The 17,133-nt window shown below is 68.0% G+C and carries 15 protein-coding genes; 2 read left to right on the top strand and 13 right to left on the bottom strand.

Annotated features, from left to right (window positions below; genetic code table 11):
• Positions 1-23: 23 nt before the first annotated feature.
• Both gmd and VXM69_RS06340 read left to right on the top strand, forming a co-directional pair.
• Positions 24-1,070: a GDP-mannose 4,6-dehydratase gene (gmd, locus tag VXM69_RS06345; RefSeq protein WP_034185824.1), complete on the top strand. Its 1,047-nt coding sequence runs from the start codon at positions 24-26 to the stop codon at positions 1,068-1,070.
• The gene (locus VXM69_RS06340; RefSeq protein WP_367189168.1) at positions 1,057-2,019 is read left to right on the top strand and encodes an NAD-dependent epimerase/dehydratase family protein; all 963 of its coding nucleotides are present in this window, start codon (positions 1,057-1,059) and stop codon (positions 2,017-2,019) included. The genes gmd and VXM69_RS06340 overlap by 14 nt, the downstream gene beginning before the upstream one ends.
• Positions 2,020-2,125: 106 nt before the next feature.
• Here the strand turns inward: VXM69_RS06340 and VXM69_RS06335 are convergent, their stop codons facing one another.
• The 13 genes from VXM69_RS06335 to asd all read right to left on the bottom strand — a co-directional run bounded on the left by VXM69_RS06335 (position 2,126) and on the right by asd (position 17,062).
• Complete coding sequence (locus VXM69_RS06335; RefSeq protein WP_034185822.1) at positions 2,126-3,316, bottom strand: O-succinylhomoserine sulfhydrylase; 1,191 nt, start codon at positions 3,314-3,316, stop codon at positions 2,126-2,128.
• 248 nt (positions 3,317-3,564) lie between these two features.
• The gene (gene purF / locus VXM69_RS06330; RefSeq protein ID WP_034185821.1) at positions 3,565-5,097 is read right to left on the bottom strand and encodes an amidophosphoribosyltransferase; all 1,533 of its coding nucleotides are present in this window, start codon (positions 5,095-5,097) and stop codon (positions 3,565-3,567) included.
• Between the two features lie 51 nt (positions 5,098-5,148).
• Positions 5,149-5,643 carry a CvpA family protein gene (locus VXM69_RS06325; protein ID WP_034185820.1) on the bottom strand — a complete coding sequence of 165 codons (495 nt, stop codon included), beginning with the start codon at positions 5,641-5,643 and terminating at the stop codon, positions 5,149-5,151.
• Positions 5,644-5,647: 4 nt separating this feature from the next.
• Positions 5,648-6,481, bottom strand: coding sequence for an SPOR domain-containing protein (locus tag VXM69_RS06320; RefSeq protein WP_069705038.1), 834 nt, complete (start codon positions 6,479-6,481; stop codon positions 5,648-5,650).
• A 29-nt stretch (positions 6,482-6,510) separates the two neighbouring features.
• Entirely contained in the window at positions 6,511-7,821 is a 1,311-nt protein-coding gene (folC, locus tag VXM69_RS06315) for a bifunctional tetrahydrofolate synthase/dihydrofolate synthase (protein ID WP_200087948.1), read from the bottom strand.
• 100 nt (positions 7,822-7,921) lie between these two features.
• The gene (gene accD, locus VXM69_RS06310) at positions 7,922-8,794 is read right to left on the bottom strand and encodes an acetyl-CoA carboxylase, carboxyltransferase subunit beta (RefSeq protein ID WP_006484412.1); all 873 of its coding nucleotides are present in this window, start codon (positions 8,792-8,794) and stop codon (positions 7,922-7,924) included.
• 62 nt (positions 8,795-8,856) lie between these two features.
• Positions 8,857-9,672 carry a tryptophan synthase subunit alpha gene (gene trpA, locus VXM69_RS06305; RefSeq protein WP_034185817.1) on the bottom strand — a complete coding sequence of 272 codons (816 nt, stop codon included), beginning with the start codon at positions 9,670-9,672 and terminating at the stop codon, positions 8,857-8,859.
• Positions 9,673-9,768: 96 nt separating this feature from the next.
• Entirely contained in the window at positions 9,769-10,620 is an 852-nt protein-coding gene (locus VXM69_RS06300; RefSeq protein WP_034185816.1) for a site-specific DNA-methyltransferase, read from the bottom strand.
• A gap of 9 nt (positions 10,621-10,629) precedes the next feature.
• Positions 10,630-11,823 carry a tryptophan synthase subunit beta gene (gene trpB / locus VXM69_RS06295; RefSeq protein WP_049035173.1) on the bottom strand — a complete coding sequence of 398 codons (1,194 nt, stop codon included), beginning with the start codon at positions 11,821-11,823 and terminating at the stop codon, positions 10,630-10,632.
• 54 nt (positions 11,824-11,877) lie between these two features.
• Entirely contained in the window at positions 11,878-12,576 is a 699-nt protein-coding gene (locus VXM69_RS06290; RefSeq protein ID WP_034185814.1) for a phosphoribosylanthranilate isomerase, read from the bottom strand.
• Positions 12,573-13,385, bottom strand: coding sequence for a tRNA pseudouridine(38-40) synthase TruA (gene truA / locus VXM69_RS06285; protein ID WP_059558344.1), 813 nt, complete (start codon positions 13,383-13,385; stop codon positions 12,573-12,575). The genes VXM69_RS06290 and truA overlap by 4 nt, the downstream gene beginning before the upstream one ends.
• Complete coding sequence (locus VXM69_RS06280) at positions 13,385-15,475, bottom strand: FimV/HubP family polar landmark protein (RefSeq protein WP_367189167.1); 2,091 nt, start codon at positions 15,473-15,475, stop codon at positions 13,385-13,387. The genes truA and VXM69_RS06280 overlap by 1 nt, the downstream gene beginning before the upstream one ends.
• Positions 15,476-15,940: 465 nt before the next feature.
• Positions 15,941-17,062 (bottom strand): aspartate-semialdehyde dehydrogenase, encoded by a 1,122-nt coding sequence (gene asd / locus VXM69_RS06275; protein ID WP_034185812.1) that lies wholly within the window; start codon positions 17,060-17,062, stop codon positions 15,941-15,943.
• Positions 17,063-17,133: the final 71 nt, after the last annotated feature.

The raw sequence follows: 17,133 nt of genomic DNA, 5'->3' as shown, positions 1-17,133 counted from the left end.
ATCGTTTCTACCAGGACAACGCCATGAGCCAAACTCGCAAGAAGGCCATCATCACCGGGATTTCGGGCCAAGACGGTGCGTACCTGACCAAGCTGCTGCTCGACAAGGGCTACGAGGTCACCGGCACCTACCGCCGCACCAGCTCGGTGAATTTCTGGCGCATCGCCGAGCTCGGCGTCGACACGCACCCGAACCTCACGCTCGTCGAACACGACCTGACCGACGCCGGCTCGAGCCTGCGCCTGCTCGAACGCACGCAGCCCGACGAACTGTACAACCTCGCCGCGCAGAGCTTCGTCGGCGTTTCGTTCGACCAGCCGGCGACGACCGCCGAGGTGACCGGCATCGGCCCGCTGAACCTGCTCGAGGCGATCCGCGTCGTGAGCCCGAAAACGCGCTTCTACCAGGCGTCGACGTCGGAGATGTTCGGCAAGGTGCAGGCGATTCCGCAGACCGAAACGACCGCGTTCTATCCGCGCAGCCCGTACGGCGTCGCGAAGCTGTACGCGCACTGGATGACCGTGAACTACCGCGAGTCGTACGGCCTGTTCGGCAGCAGCGGCATCCTGTTCAACCATGAGTCGCCGCTGCGCGGCCGCGAGTTCGTCACGCGCAAGATCACCGACACGATCGCGAAGATCAAGCTCGGCAAGGCGACGCGCCTCGAGCTCGGCAACCTCGATGCGAAACGCGACTGGGGCTTCGCGCTCGAATACGTCGAAGGAATGTGGCGCATGCTGCAGGCCGACGAGCCCGACACCTACGTGCTGGCGACCAATCGCACCGAGACCGTGCGCGACTTCGTGCGGATGGCCTTCGCGGCGGCCGGCTACCAGATCGAATGGGCCGGCAAGGGCGAACAGGAGCGCGGCCTCGACGCGGCGACCGGCAACGTGCTCGTCGAAGTGAATCCGAAGTTCTACCGCCCTGCCGAGGTCGACCTGCTGATCGGCTGCGCGGACAAGGCCAAGGCCAAGCTCGGCTGGGCACCGAAGACGACGCTCGAACAACTTTGCCAGATGATGGTCGAAGCGGATTTGACGCGGAACCAACACCATGACACGTTCTGAAACCGGACGCCCGTCGCGCCGTGCGTTCGTCACGGGCCTGACGGGCTTCACGGGCCGCTACATGGCCGAACGCCTGCAGGCGGCCGGCTATGACGTCTGGGGCACGATCGCGCCCGGCGCGCCGCGGCCCGACGATCCGGCGTTCGCGCACTGCACGCTGCTGCCCGTCGATCTGCTCGACGCCGATGCGATGCGCGCGGCCGCGGCCGACGCGCGTCCCGATGCGGTCGTGCATCTCGCCGCGCGCGCGCACGTCGCGCAGGACGAGCCGTCGCAGACCTACGCGGTCAACATCACCGGCACGCGCAACCTGCTGGCCGCGCTCGCGGGCCTCGACCGCCGCCCGTCGGCCGTGCTGCTGGCCAGCAGCGCGAACATCTACGGCAACTCGACGGCCGGCGTGCTCGACGAAACCGTCGCGCCGGCCCCGGCGAACGACTACGCGGTCAGCAAGCTCGCGATGGAATATGCGGCGAAGCTGTGGGCCGACCGGCTGCCGATCGTGATCGCGCGGCCGTTCAACTACACGGGGGTCGGCCAGAGCGACGCCTACCTGCTGCCGAAGCTCGTCGCGCACTACGCGCGCAACGCCCCGCGGATCTCGCTCGGCAACCTCGACGTGAGCCGCGATTTCTCCGACGTACGCGACGTGACGGCCGCCTATCTGAAGCTGGTCGAAGCCGCACCGGCCGGCGAGACGTTCAACGTGTGCTCGGAGCGCGCGTATTCGCTGAAGGAAGTGCTCGCGATGCTGTCGCGCATCGCCGGTTACGTGATCGACGTGACGATCGATCCGCGCTTCGTGCGGCACAACGAGGTGAAAAGCCTGAGCGGGTCGCGCGACAAGCTGCGGCGCGCGGTGGGCGACTTGCCGGTCACGCCGCTCGACGAAACGCTGCGATGGATGGTCGACGCGATGCGCGACACGCCGCCCGCGCACGCCGGCTGAACCGGGCAACGAATCGCACGCGCCGTCGCGTGCGCCGAAACGACAACGGGCCGCTCTTTCGAGCGGCCCGTGTCATTCATGCCGGCCCGGAAACCGGCCGCTCGACTCAGCCCTCGAGGCCGCGCGCCAGATCGGCACGAACGTCGGCTGCGTGCTCGAGGCCGACCGCCAGGCGGATCAGCCCTTCGGTGATCCCGGCCGCCGCGCGCGCTTCCGGCGTGATGCGGCCGTGCGTCGTGGTGGCCGGATGCGTGATCGTCGTGCGCGTGTCGCCGAGGTTGCCGGTGATCGACACCAGCTTCGTACTGTCGATCACGCGCCAGGCGTTCGCGCGCTGCTGCTCGGGCGTGTCGCCCTTCAGCTCGAACGACACGATCGCGCCGCCCGCCTTCTGCTGGCGTTTCGCGAGCGCATGCTGCGGATGCGATTCGAGGCCCGGATAGAACACGCGCGCCACGGCCGGATGCGAATCGAGCCAGCGCGCGATTTCCAGCGCGTTCGCCGATTGCTTCTCGACGCGCAGCGACAGCGTCTCCATTCCCTTCAGCAGCACCCATGCGTTGAAGGCCGACAACGTCGGGCCCGCGCTGCGCACGAACGGGAACACCTTGCCCATGATGAATTCCTTCGAGCCGACCAGCGCGCCGCCGAGCACGCGGCCCTGCCCGTCGAGGAATTTCGTCGCCGAGTGCATCACGACATCCGCGCCGAGCTTCAGCGGCTGCTGCAGCACCGGGCTGCAGAAACAGTTGTCGACGACGAACAGCGCGTTCGCGGCCTTCGCGATCTTGCCGATCGCCTCGATGTCGGCGAGTTCGGTCAGCGGGTTCGACGGCGTCTCGAGGAAGAACATCTTCGTTTCCGGCCGCACGGCTTCCTGCCATGCGTTCAGGTCAGTCGGGTCGACGAAGGTCGTCGTGATCCCGAACTTGCTGAAGATCTGCGAGAACATCCCGAGCGTCGAGCCGAACAGGCTGCGCGAGCTGACCAGATGGTCGCCCGCCTGCAGCGCGGACATCACGACCGACATGATCGCGGCCATCCCCGACGCCGTCGCGATGCACGCCTCGCCGCCCTCGAGCGCCGCGAGACGCTCCTGGAACATGGTGACGGTCGGGTTCGTGAAGCGCGAATAGGTGAAGTAGTCTTCCGAGTTCGCGAAGCGCTCGGCCGCATCGGCCGCGCTCGAGAAGCAGAAGCTCGACGTGAGGAACAGCGCTTCCGAGTGCTCGTTGAAGTCGCTGCGCAGCGTGCCTGCGCGCACGGCAAGCGTGTCGAAGTTGAGGGAGTCGTCCATGTTCCGTTTTCCGTATCCGATGGCCGCGCGCGTCGCGCAGGCCAGATCAAAACCAGGCCAAAAAAACAAAAAGCCCGCTATGCGTCGGCATCAGCGGGCTTCGGTGCGGTACGACAGCGATCGACTCGGGCCGGCTGCCGCCGGCCTTCGCTTTAGCTGTTTTGGGAAGGTGCCCCGCGTCCGCAAGCTGATATCAAATCGACGCAAGGCCACATCCTATCACGCCTCGATACAAGCGTGCGCCGGTGTCACTCGACCGACAGCTGCAGGTTCATCTGCGAACGTTCGGTGTCGCCGGCCGTATCGCGATCGGCCTGCGACGCCGGCGCGAGACGCGCGCGCTCGATCGCATCCAGATACTCGGGCGTCACGTCGCCGGTGATGTAGTTGCCGTCGAAGCACGATGCCTCGAAGCGCTCGAGCTTCGGGTTGATGTCGCGCACCGCGCGGCGCAGGTCGTCGACGTCCTGGTAGATCAGGTGGTCGGCGCCGATCATCTTCGCGACTTCCTCGTCGGTGCGGCCATGCGCGACGAGCTCGCCGCGCGTCGGCATGTCGATGCCGTACACGTTCGGGAACTTCACGGGCGGCGCGGCCGACGCGAAGATCACCGACTTCGCGCCCGCATCGCGCGCCATCTGCACGATTTCATGCGAGGTCGTGCCGCGCACGATCGAATCGTCGACGATCAGCACGTTCTTGTCCTTGAACTCGATGCTCATCGCGTTGAGCTTCTGGCGCACCGACTTCTTGCGCACGGCCTGCCCCGGCATGATGAACGTGCGGCCGACGTAGCGGTTCTTGAAGAAGCCTTCGCGATACTCGACGCCGAGCTTCGCGGCGACCTGCATCGCGGCCGGGCGCGACGAATCGGGAATCGGCATCACGACGTCGATCGGCACGTTCGGCAGCTCGCGCTTGATCTTCTCGGCGAGATAGTCGCCCATGCGCAGGCGCACGTTGTAGACGGGCACGCCGTCGAGGCACGAATCCGGACGCGCGAGGTACACGTATTCGAACATGCACGGATTCAGCGTCGGGTTCTCCGCGCACTGCTGGCTGTGGAAATTACCGGCCTTGTCGATGAAGATCGCTTCGCCCGGCTCCAGGTCGCGCACGAATTCGAAACCGATGCCTTCTACCGCCACCGATTCCGACGCGACCATCCATTCGGTACCGTGCTCGGTCTCGAGCTTGCCGATGCAGAGCGGACGAATGCCGAACGGATCGCGGAACGCGAGCAGGCCGTAGCCGGCGATCAGCGACACGATCGCGTACGACCCCTCCAGGCGGCGATGCACGCCCGAGACCGCCTTGAACACCGACGCCGGATCGAGTTCGAGGCCGGTGGTCGACAGTTGCAGCTCGTGCGCGAACACGTTGAGCAGCACTTCGCTGTCGGAATTGGTGTTGATGTGCCGGCGGTCGATCCGGAACATCTCGTCCTTCAGCTGCTGCCAGTTCGTCAGGTTGCCGTTGTGCGCGAGGATGATCCCGAACGGCGCGTTCACGTAGAACGGCTGCGCCTCGGCCTCGCTCGACGCCGAACCGGCCGTCGGGTAGCGCACCTGGCCGATGCCGTAGGTGCCGGGCAGGCTGCGCATGTTGCGCGTGCGGAACACGTCGCGCACCATGCCGTTCGCCTTGTACATGTGGAAATTGCTGCCGTCCGCCGTCGCGATGCCCGCCGCGTCCTGACCGCGATGCTGCAGCAGCAGCAGGCTGTCATAGATCAGCTGATTGACCGGGGATTGGGAGATAACGCCTACGATGCCGCACATGGCATGTCCTTCAGAATGACAAAAACGGTTCCGTCCTGCCCAGCCGCGTCGTCACACGCGTACGTACTGGGCCATGCCGTCGGGCAGGAGCTGCTTCAGCTCGTGCACGCCCTGTTCGGCGAAAGGACGCAATAGCGCATTGCGCCAGAAATCCTGTTTGGGCAGTTCGGTCAGCCCGGCCGCCGCGACCAGCAGCACCACCAGCACACAGCCGCGGACGAGCCCGAACATCATGCCCAGCGAGCGGTCGACGCCGCCCAGGCCACTGGCCTGCGCGATCCGCGACAGCAGCGCGTTGGCGACACCGGCGACCAGCACGACGCCGATCACGAGCAGCGCGAAGGCGATCACCCACTGCGTCAGCGCGCCGCCCGGCCAATTCGCCGGAATGTACGGCACGACCAGCCCGACGTAGCGGCCCGCGATCACGACCGCCGCAATCCAGCCGATCAGCCCGAATATCTCCGATACGAAGCCGCGCCACGCCCCGCGCAGCGCCGACAACACAATCACCGCCAATACAGCGTAGTCGAAAGCCGTCAGCATCGTGTTACTGCGTCAACCCGGCTTCGCGCACCTTCGCGATCGCGGCGGAGGCCGCCGAGCGATCCGCGAACGGGCCCGCACGCAACAGTGTAGCCGTGCTGCCGTCCGCCTGCTTGCGATGCTCGACATATGCGGGCACTCCCGCCGATTTCAATTTGGTTGCCCACGAACGGGCCGTCGCGTCGTCCTTGAACGAACCGAGCTGCACCGCGAAGCGCGCACCGGCCGGCGATGCCGGCGACGACGCGTCGCCGCTGTCCGGGCTCGCGGCGTCGGCATTCGCGACGGGCGCGGGCTTCGGCGCGGCCGGTTTCGCCGCGGGGGCGGCCGGCTTCGGCGCGGGCTTCGGCGGCGTCACGCTCGCCGTGGTCGTCGTATCGGGTTTCGCGGCCGGCTTGGGCGCGGGCGCCGGTACGGGTGCCGGCGCGGCCGCAACGGCCGTGTCGGATGCCGGCGGTTCGTCATGCGCGACGCCTGCCTGCACGTCGGCCGCATCGTCGTCACGCGGCGCGACCGCCTGGTGCGCGGGCCGGTTCGGGATGTCGATCGCGATGTCGTCCGTGACGGGCTTCGGGTGTGAATCGAGCACCATCGGCAGCACGATCACGGCCGCCACGACGAGCGCGATCGCGCCGACGAGGCGACGGCGCGCGCGTTGCTTTTCTGGAAGGGTCGGATCGAGGAGCAGTGCGTCCGATTCCGGACGCTCGGTGCGGCGCGAGCGGCGCTCGACGCGCTCGGTGGTGCGCTCCGTGCGCACGTTCCGGGAGGTCCCGGTGCGACCGCCGCGCCGCGAGGGCGCGTCGTCGTCTTTTTTGCCGAACGAGAAAATTCCCATGAATGGCTGAGTCCGAAACTGCCCGTCAGTCAGTGTTGCTGCGATTTACGGTAGGCCAGCACGCCGGCAACCGTATGGAAACTGCCGAAAACCACGATTCTATCATTCTCGGATGCTCTTTTTAGTGCATCGCGAAACGCTTCTGCCGGCGACGCGTAACGCGTCACGCTCGAATCGGGCCCCTCCTCCACGCCGGCCTTGCGCAGCGCGGCTTCGAGCTGCTCCGCCGAGGCCGCGCGCGGCAGCGGCAGGTCGGTCACGCACCAGTGGTCGATCTCGCCCTTCAGGTGCTGCAGCACGCCGTCGATGTCCTTGTCGTGCATCGCGCCGAACACCGCATACGTGTACGGGAAGAAGCCCATGTTGCCGAGGTTCTGCTCGAGCACGGCCGCTGCGTGCGGGTTGTGCGCGACGTCGAGCACGATCGCCGGCTTGCCGGGCAGCACCTGGAAGCGCCCCGGCAGCTCGACGTTCGCGAGCCCGAGCCGGATGTCCTGCGCGGACACCGGCAGCACCGGGCGCAGCGCCTCCAGCGCGGCGAGCGCGGCCGATGCATTGATCAGCTGATTCGCGCCGCGCAGCGCCGGATACGCGAGCGCCGGATAGCGCTTCTCGCGGCCGAGGTAGCTCCATTGCTGGCGCTCCGCGCCCGCCTGCGCCTCGTAGCGGAAATCGCGACCGACCAGCCACAGATCGGCGCCGATCGCCTCGGCGTGGTCGATCAGCGTTTGCGGCGCGGCCGGATCGCCGCAGATCGCCGGCTTGCCCGCGCGGAAGATCCCGGCCTTCTCGAACGCGATCTTCTCGCGCGTGTCGCCGAGGTATTCGGTGTGGTCGATGTCGATGCTCGTGACGATCGCGCAATCGGTATCGATGATGTTGACCGCATCGAGCCGGCCGCCGAGGCCGACCTCGAGGATCACCGCATCGAGCCCGCGTGACGCGAACAGGTGCAGGATCGCGAGCGTCGTGAATTCGAAATACGTGAGCGACACGGGCGCGGACAGCGACGTGCGCGCGGCCTCGACGGCCTCGAAATGCGGCAGCAGTTCGTCGTCGGTGACGTTCTGCCCGTTCACGCGGGCGCGCTCGTTGAATTCGAGCAGGTGCGGCGACGTATGGCAGCCGACCTTGTAGCCCGCGCGCACGAGGATCGTCTCGAGGAACGCGCAGGTCGAGCCCTTGCCGTTCGTGCCGCCGACGGTGATGACGGGGCACGCGAATTCGAGCTGCAGCGCCGCCTTGACCTGCCCGATACGGGTCAGGCCCATGTCGATGCCGACCGGGTGCGCGCGTTCGAGGTGCGAAAGCCACGCGTCGAGAGTGGGGAAAGTGCTCATCGGATCAAATCTGGATCGGTACCGCCACTACGCCAAAAAACGAAGCGCGCCGCCTGACGCTGAAGCCAGGCGACGCGCAGAGTTCACAACCTTGCGCCGGTCAAGCCAGCGCGTCGGCCGGCTGTCGCTGCAGCAGCGCGAGCAACTGCGCGATTTCGTCGCGCATCTTGCGACGGTCGACGATCATGTCGATCGCGCCCGTCTTCAGCAGGAATTCGGCGCGCTGGAAGCCTTCCGGCAGCTTCTCGCGAACCGTCTGCTCGATCACGCGCGGGCCGGCGAAGCCGATCAGCGCCTTCGGCTCGGCGATCACGACATCGCCGAGGAACGCGAAGCTTGCCGACACGCCGCCCATCGTCGGGTCGGTCAGCACCGAGATGAACGGCAGCTTCGCTTCGGCCAGCTTGGTCAGCATCGCGGTGGTTTTCGCCATCTGCATCAGCGACAGCAGGCTTTCCTGCATCCGTGCGCCACCCGACGCCGTGAAGCAGATGAACGGCACGTGCTGCTCCAGCGCGTTCTGCGCGCCGCGCGCGAAGCGCTCGCCGACGACCGAACCCATCGAGCCGCCCATGAACGAGAACTCGAAGCAGGCCGCGACGACCGGCAGTGTGTGGATCGCCCCGCCCATCACGACCATCGCGTCGGTCTCGCCCGTCTCGTCCATCGCTTCCTTCAGACGATCGGGGTACTTGCGGCTGTCCTTGAACTTCAGCGTGTCGACCGGCACGATTTCCTGACCGATTTCATAACGGCCTTCCGGATCGAGCAGCCCGTCGAGGCGTTCACGCGCGCCGATGCGCATGTGGTGATCGCACTTCGGGCACACGTGCAGGTTCGCATCCACGTCGTTGCGGTACAGCACGGCCTCGCAGGACGGGCACTTGACCCACAGGCCTTCCGGAATGCCCTTGCGGCTTTTCGGATCGGTCTGCTTGATCTTCGGCGGCAACAGTTTGTCGAGCCAGCTCATCGTATGGTTTCCTGTTCCGTGGCGGGCCGGGCCGACTGGCCCGCCCGCTTCCTGTGTTGTGTTTATCGCGCCGCCTTGCCCGCGCCGTCCAGGGCGGCACGCAGCTCGGCGATGAAGGTCTTCAGCGCGGCGGCGGCGGCGTCCGGCGCAGCGCTCTCGAGCAGCTGCACGAGGCGGCTGCCGATCACGACGGCGTCCGACACTTCGGCCACCGCACGCGCCGTTTCGGCGTCGCGGATCCCGAAGCCGACGCCCACCGGAACCGGCACGCGCGACTTGATGGCCGGGATTTTACCCGCAATGCTCGAAACATCCAGATTTCCCGCGCCGGTCACGCCCTTGAGCGACACGTAATACACGTAGCCGCTCGCGATCTTGCCGACATCGGCGATACGTTCGTCGGTCGACGTGGGCGCCAGCAGGAAGATCGGATCGATCTGCGCGGCACGCATCTTTTCGGCGAATACGCCCGCCTCTTCCGGCGGATAGTCGACCACCAGCACGCCGTCGACACCGGCCGCATGCGCGTCGGCCGCGAACGCGTCGACGCCCATCCGTTCGATCGGGTTCGCATAGCCCATCAGCACGACGGGGGTTTTGGGGTCGGTCTCGCGAAAACGCTTCACGTCGGCGAGCACGCTCTTCAACGTGACGCCGCGCGCGAGCGCGCGCTCCGACGAGCGCTGGATCACGGGGCCGTCGGCCATCGGGTCCGAGAACGGCACGCCGAGCTCGATCACGTCCGCGCCGCCGGCGGCGAGCGCGTGCATGAATTCGACGGTTTTCGCGGGATCGGGGTCGCCGGCCGTGATGAACGGGATCAGGCCCTTACGGCCTTGTTCGGCGAGCGCGGCGAAGGTCTGCTGAATACGGGACATGGCAATTTTCCTGTGTCGATCCGGAGTGGGCGCGTCAGCGCTTGCTCCGGCCCCATACAAAGTATGGCGTTGCGTTCGGCGATGCGGCGGCGCGATTCACGCGCACGCCGGCGCGGCGAGCGCGCTGACGCGCTCGTGCGCGATCGCGCAATAGCTTTCGTTGATCTCGTAGCCGACGAAGTCGCGCCCCTGCCGTGCGCAGGCCACCGCGGTCGTGCCGCTGCCCATGAACGGATCGAGCACGCGGCCGCCCGGCGGGCAGCTTGCGAGCACCATCCGCTCGATGATTTCCAGCGGCTTCTGGGTCGGATGATCGACGCGCTCCGCGTGCTGCCGATGCAGGCGCGAGACCGACCAGACGTCCTTCGGGTTGTAGCCCATCTCCAGCCACTTGCTGCCTTCGAACAGCTTGCGCGAGCGGGCCTTCTTCGTATCGGCGTCGTACGGGATGCGGACCGGATCGAGATCGAAGTAATACGCTTTGGAAACCGCGAAAAAGCCGATGTTGTCGTGCACCGACGTGAAACGGCGCGTCGTGCCGCCCATGCTCGGCACGCGCCGGTCCCAGATGATCTCGTTGACCATCGTGAGCTTCGTCTTCAGGAAACTGAAGATTTCCGGCGCGTACTGCCACGTGCAGAAGATGTACATCGACCCGCTCGGCTTCAGCTTCGGAATCGCGAGCTCGAGCCACTCGCGCGTCCACGCGAGGAAATCGTCGCCCGAACGCTTGTCCGAATCGTTGCCGTAGTCCTTGCCGAGCCCGTACGGCGGATCGGCGACGATCAGGTCGATCGACGCGTCCGGCAGGTGCGCGGCCTCGGTCAGGAAATCGCGGTTATGCAGCTCGATACCGGACGGCAGCGCGCGCGGCGCGGCGGCGGCGGGCTGAACCGCCTCCGCCTCGCTCGCGGCGCCGCCGCCCGGCTCTTCGATCAGGTCACGCATCGGTCGGGGTCAGAGGTCGATGCCCGATCGCTCGGCGACCGTGTGCATGTCCTTGTCGCCGCGGCCCGACAGGTTGACGAGCAGGATCTTGTCCTTCGGCAACGTCGGCGCGAGCTTCACGCCATACGCGATCGCGTGGCTCGACTCGAGCGCGGGGATGATCCCCTCGATCCGGCAGCAGTCGTGGAACGCCTTCAGCGCTTCGTCGTCGGTGATCGGCACGTACTGCGCGCGGCCGCTGTCCTTCAGCCAGGCGTGCTCGGGACCGACGCCCGGATAGTCGAGGCCCGCCGATACCGAATGCGTCTCGATGATCTGGCCGTTGTCGTCCTGCAGCAGGTACGTGCGGTTGCCGTGCAGCACGCCCGGGCTGCCGGCGATCAGCGACGCCGCGTGATGGCCCGTGTCGAGGCCGTCGCCAGCCGCCTCGACGCCGATCAGCTGCACCGATTGATCGTCGATGTACGGATAGAAGATCCCCATCGCGTTCGACCCGCCGCCGACGCAGGCGATCACCGCGTCGGGCTGCCGGCCCGCGAGTTCGGGCATCTGCACCTTGCACTCGTCGCCGATCACGCGCTGGAAGTCGCGCACCATCATCGGGTACGGATGCGGGCCCGCGACCGTGCCGATGATGTAGAACGTGCTCTCGATATTCGTGACCCAGTCGCGCATCGCTTCGTTCAGCGCGTCCTTCAGCGTGCGCGAGCCCGACTCGACCGGCACGACCGTCGCGCCGAGCAGCTTCATCCGGTAGACGTTCGCGGCCTGGCGGCGCACGTCCTCGGCGCCCATGTAGACGATGCACTCCATCCCGAAACGCGCGCAGATCGTCGCGGTTGCGACGCCGTGCTGGCCCGCGCCGGTTTCGGCGATCACGCGCTTCTTGCCCATGCGCTTCGCGAGCAGCGCCTGGCCGATCACGTTGTTGATCTTGTGCGCGCCGGTGTGGTTCAGGTCTTCGCGCTTCAGGTAGAGCTGCGCGCCGCCGAGCATCTCGCTCCAGCGCTGCGCGTGGTAGATCGGCGACGGGCGGCCGACGAAATACTTCAGTTCGCGCTCGTATTCGGCGACGAAGCCGGGATCGTTCCGGAATTTTTCATACGCGTCGCGCAGTTCGTCCAGCGCGTGAATCAGCGTCTCGGCGACGAACACGCCGCCATACGGGCCGAAGTGGCCGCGATCGTCAGGAAGGTTGTACATGATGTCTCTCTCGATCGGTCGGGGCGCCCCGCTTTCGGGGCCACACCGCTTGCATCACCGGGCGTCCGCTTCGCGCACCGCGCGTACGAACGCCGCCATTCGGGCGTGATCCTTCACGCCCTTTGCGCCCGCCACTTCGATGCCACTCGAGACATCGACAGCAAACGGACGCAGCTGGCGGATCGCATCACCGACGTTTTGCGCGCTCAAGCCACCACTCAAAACGGCCCGATGCGCGAGCTCTGCGGGAATAAGAGACCAATCGAAGACCTTGCCGCTACCGCCGTAATCCGGCACCAGGGTGTCGAACAGGAGGCCGCGCGCTTTCGAATAATGAAGAGCCGATTCTACCAAATCGGACGGCTGCGTCGAGGGGCCGACGCGCACCGCGCGCAACCACGGCAGCCGTGCCGCGCGGCCGAGCGCGTCGCACTGCTCCGGCGTCTCGTCGCCGTGGAACTGCAGCATCGTCAGCGGCACGTCGCGCACGACGGCCTCGATCTCGGCCTCGGTCGCGTTCACGAACAGCCCGACCACCGACACGAACGGCGGCGCGAGGCTCGCCAGCTCGGCCGCCTGCGCGAGGGTCACCGCGCGCGGGCTTTTCGGGTAGAACACGAGGCCGATCGCATCGGCGCCGAGCGCCGCCGCGTGCAGCACGTCCTCGGGGCGCGACAGCCCGCACAGCTTGATGCGCGTGCGCGGCGCCAGGCCGGCGGCGGAAGGCGGGGAAGACACGGCTTGATCCGTCATGATTGAGGGTCCAGATCGGCCCAGACGCTGCTCCACGGCACGCTGCCGAGCTGCGCGGGCGGGACGGCGAATTCCGCCGGGTAGCCGACGTGGGCCAGATACAGCCCGTCGGCCATGAACGTGGGCGCCGCCAGGTTGCGATCGCGCCCGGCCAGCACGTCGGCGAGCCAGTCGGCCGGATAGCGGCCGCGCCCGACCGCGACGAGGCAGCCCATCAGGTTGCGCACCATGTGATGCAGGAACGCGTTCGCGCGGAAGCGGAAATGGATGAAATGCCCCGCGCGCCGCACGTCGATCTGATACAGGTGTTTGACCGGCGTCTTCGACTGGCATTCCGACGACCGGAACGACGAAAAATCGTGCTCGCCGATCAGGTGCGCGGCGGCGGCGCGCATCGCGTCGTCGTCGAGCGGCGTGTGGATCCAGCCCGCACGCCCGGCCAGCATCGGCGAGCGCACGGGATGCACGTACAGCGCGTAGTAATAGGTGCGCTCGAACGCCGAGAAACGCGCGTGGAACGTGTCCGGCATCGGCTTCGCCCATTGCACCGATACGGTCGGCGGCAGGAACGCGTTGGTGCCGCGCACCCACGAGAACACCTCGCGTTCGAGCTCGGTGTCGAAGTGCACGACCTGCCCGAGCCCGTGCACGCCGGTGTCGGTCCGGCCAGCGACCGTCGTATGCAGCGGCACCCGCGCGAACTCGGCCAGCGCGTGCTCGAGCCGGTCCTGCACGGTCTTGCCGTGCGGCTGCGCCTGCCAGCCGCAGAACGCCGCGCCGTCGTACTGGATGCCCAGTGCGATCCGCATCACGCCTCGTCCGCCAGTTTCGCGAGCAACGCGCGCGCATCGTCGCGCGTCGCGGTGTCGTTCGCGTCGATCACTTCCTGCAGCAGCGTCCGCGCGCCGGACAAGTCGCCCAGTTCGACGTACTCCGACGCGAGATCGAGCTTGTTGCGCGCGATGCGCGCGAGCTCGTCCGCGGTCAGCGCGGGCAGCGCGGGCAGCGCGGCGCCCGGCGCGGACGGGAGGTCGAGATCGAAATCGAGCTTCAGCGCGCCGAACTGCGCACCGCCGAGCGGCGGCAGCGACGACAGCGCAGACGGGCTGCCCGCGTGGCCGGCGGGCGTTGCCGCGTCCGGATCCCAATCGTACTCGTCGTCCTGGTCGGCCGGATGTTCCGGGGTCGGATGGTTCACGTCAATCGGCGGATGCGATTCGACTTGACCGTTAGTTGCGATTTCATCGATGTCCGACTGCCCTGCCCGCGCGGACAGCTCGTCCGGCGTCAGCGGTGCGTCCTCCGACGTTCGCGGCGGCAACGGCATGTCGAGGCTGTTCAGCGCGCTGATCGCGTTCTGCATCAGCGTCGCGTGCTGCGCGTCGGCCGCCGAAGGCGCGGCAGGCGTGTCGGCCGGCTTGGCAGCGGCCGTTTCGGCCGGTTCTGCGCCGTGCGCAGCCTGAGCCGGCGCCACCTCGTTCACCGGCGCCACGGCCGCTTGCGCGGGCGGCAATCCGGGCTGCTCGTCATGCGGCTTCGTGGCCTCCGGCGCCGACGGTGCATCGGCGACAGCCGGCTCGACCGTTTCGGCCGCGGCGGCAGTCGCCGCGGCAAGATACTGATCCGACGCGGCGTCGCGCGCGACCGGCATCTCGGGCAGGATCGGCAACTCGCGGTCGAGCGACGGCGCCGCTTCGGCCTCCGGGGCCGCGGCAGTACCGGCTGCAGCGGCCACCTCACCCGCATCGCCCGTCTCGCGCCCCTTCCTGCGCTTGCGCCACGCAAAGCCGGCCGCGAGCACGATCACGGCCGCGCCGGCCACGGCGGCCGGACGCCAGTCCATCTGCTCGGTACGGCGCGCCGGCGTCGCGACAGGAGCGGCCGGTCGCGCAGGCGCCGATGCCGATTGCGCCGCGCTGGCGGCGACCGCGGACGCGGCTTCGCTTGCCGCCGGCGCCGCTGCCGACGCACCCGCGTCGTTCGCGGCCGGACGCGGCGCGGCGGGTGCCGGCGCGGGTGCCGGCGCAACGTCGTTCGCGGTGCCCGGCTTGCCGATGCCGTGCTTCTGCAATTCCATCAGCACGCGATTCTTCAGCGCCAGCAACTGCTGCAGGCTCGACGGCCGCGGCTGCGACGCGCCGGTCGCGGGCGCCGCACCGGCCGGCTCGCGCGAACCCGAAACCTGGCTGCCCGGCACCGGCTGGACCGCGGCCTCGCTCGCGGACGGCGGCGCGGACTGGATCGCACCGCTCCATACATGCGGGCCGCTCGCGCCCGCGGCAGGTGCCGCCGGCGGCAGGCTGTCGGCCGTCGACGCGCCGTGTGCCGCCGACGCGCCGACCGAAGCCGACGCCCCCGCGCCCGTCGCGACGCTCGCGCCGCTCACCGGCGCCGCATGAACGGCCGGCGTGGCCGGCGCCGATTGCACGGCCGACCCGGGATGCGGCGCGGACGCGCCATGCTGCGCTTCCGCCGCCCCGCCCGATGCGGCGGCAGGCGCGGACGCCACTGCCGCGGCCGAGGCAGCGGCGGCACTGGCCGGCGCGAGCGCCGCGCCGGTCGCGTCGAGCGCGGGCACGGTCAGCGTCGCGCCGACTTTCAGGCGGCTCGCGTCGCGCTTCATGAATGCTTGCGGATTGGCGTCGAACAGCGCGCGGCCGGCACGCGCGAGCACGCCGGGATCATGCGATTGCGTGGCCGCTTTCGCGATGTCGTTCAGCGACTGGCCCGGCTGGACCGTCACGGTAAGCGGTACGGCGCCGCCGGCGGCGGACGCCGGCAGTTCGACGGTGCCGACGGCCCAGGCCGATGCGGCTGCGCCGAGCGCCAGGATCGCCAGCGCGCCACGCACGGCGCGCGACAGACGGGACTGACGCGGAAACAAGGAAATTCGGGACATCGTGGGCTCTATCGCCGCGCGCGGGCGCGGCTCGGATTCGCGGTTGAAGGCGTCAATAAAGTTGCCGCAGAAATGCAAAAGCGTCGCGCGGAACGCGACGCTTTCGGCGGGTCTGTGCGTCGTAACCGCGTAGTTTACTTCACGCGATCGCATTCGGGCCGAATTCGTCGCCGGCCGGTGCAACCGGGCGCGGCCGCCCGGCGATCGGGCCATCGCGCCGCCCGGGTCCGCATGCCGCGGCCGGCCGCCGGGCAGATCGAACACAGCCGCATCAATGGATGAAAATCATCGCCGCGCCGGGCAGCCCGCGGACGATCAAGACGCGGCAGGCAGTCGACCAGACGCTGCCGAGCATGCGCCGATCCATTCGCACATGAAAAACGCGCCGCGCCAGCCCCGAACCGGGGGCCGACGCGGCGCGTCATCGCGCGCAGTCCGGCCCGCGGGCCGGACATGCTGACAGGCTTACTTGTCGAGCAGGATGCGCAGCATGCGGCGCAGCGGCTCGGCCGCGCCCCACAGCAGCTGGTCGCCGACCGTGAACGCGGACAGGTATTCGCCGCCCATCGCGAGCTTGCGCAGGCGGCCGACCGGCACCGTCAGCGTGCCCGTGATCTTCGCCGGCGACAGGTCGCGCATCGACGCTTCGCGCTCGTTCGGCACGACCTTCACCCAGTCGTTCGCCGACGCGAGGATGCCGTTGATCTCGTCGAGCGGCACATCCTTCTTCAGCTTGATCGTCAGTGCCTGCGAGTGGCAGCGCATCGCGCCGATCCGCACGCACAGGCCGTCGACCGGGATCGAGCCCGGCTCGCCCATGGCCGGCTTGCCGAGGATCTTGTTGGTTTCCGCGCCGCCCTTCCACTCTTCCTTCGACATCCCGTTGCCGAGATCCTTGTCGATCCACGGAATCAGCGAACCGGCCAGCGGCACGCCGAAGTGGCTCGTCGGCATCGCATCGCTGTTCATCGCGGCCAGCACGCGGCGGTCGATGTCGAGGATCGCCGACGCCGGATCGGCCAGCTGTTCCTGCACCGCGCCGTTCAGCGTGCCCATCTGCGACAGCAGCTCGCGCATGTTCTGCGCGCCCGCGCCCGATGCGGCCTGGTAGGTCATCGCCGTCATCCAGTCGACGAGGTTCTCGCGGAACAGGCCGCCGAGCGCCATCAGCATCAGGCTGACCGTGCAGTTGCCGCCGACGAAGTTCTTCGTGCCCTTGACGAGCGCGTCCTTGATCACGTCGAGGTTGACCGGGTCGAGGATGATGACCGCGTCGTCCTTCATCCGCAGCGACGATGCCGCGTCGATCCAGTAGCCGTTCCAGCCGGCCGCGCGCAGCTTCGGGAACACGTCGTTCGTGTAGTCGCCGCCCTGGCACGTGATGATCACGTCGCACTTCTTCAGCTCGTCGACGTTGGTCGCGTCCTTGAGCGTAGTCTCGTTTTTCGCGAACGACGGCGCCTTGCCGCCCGTGTTGCTGGTGCTGAAAAACACCGGTTCGATCAGGTCGAAATCGCCTTCTTCCTGCATGCGCTGCATCAGGACGCTGCCGACCATGCCGCGCCAACCTACGAGACCTACGTTCATGACTAACCCTTTGCTTTGAATGGAGCTTCCCCGCCATTTCCGTCCCCGCGTGACCGCGCGGGGAAACAGGC

It is taken from the genome of Burkholderia sp. Ed8, from assembly GCF_040761425.1.
Classification (GTDB): domain Bacteria; phylum Pseudomonadota; class Gammaproteobacteria; order Burkholderiales; family Burkholderiaceae; genus Burkholderia; species Burkholderia seminalis.
This window is presented reverse-complemented; position numbering and strand designations above follow the sequence as displayed.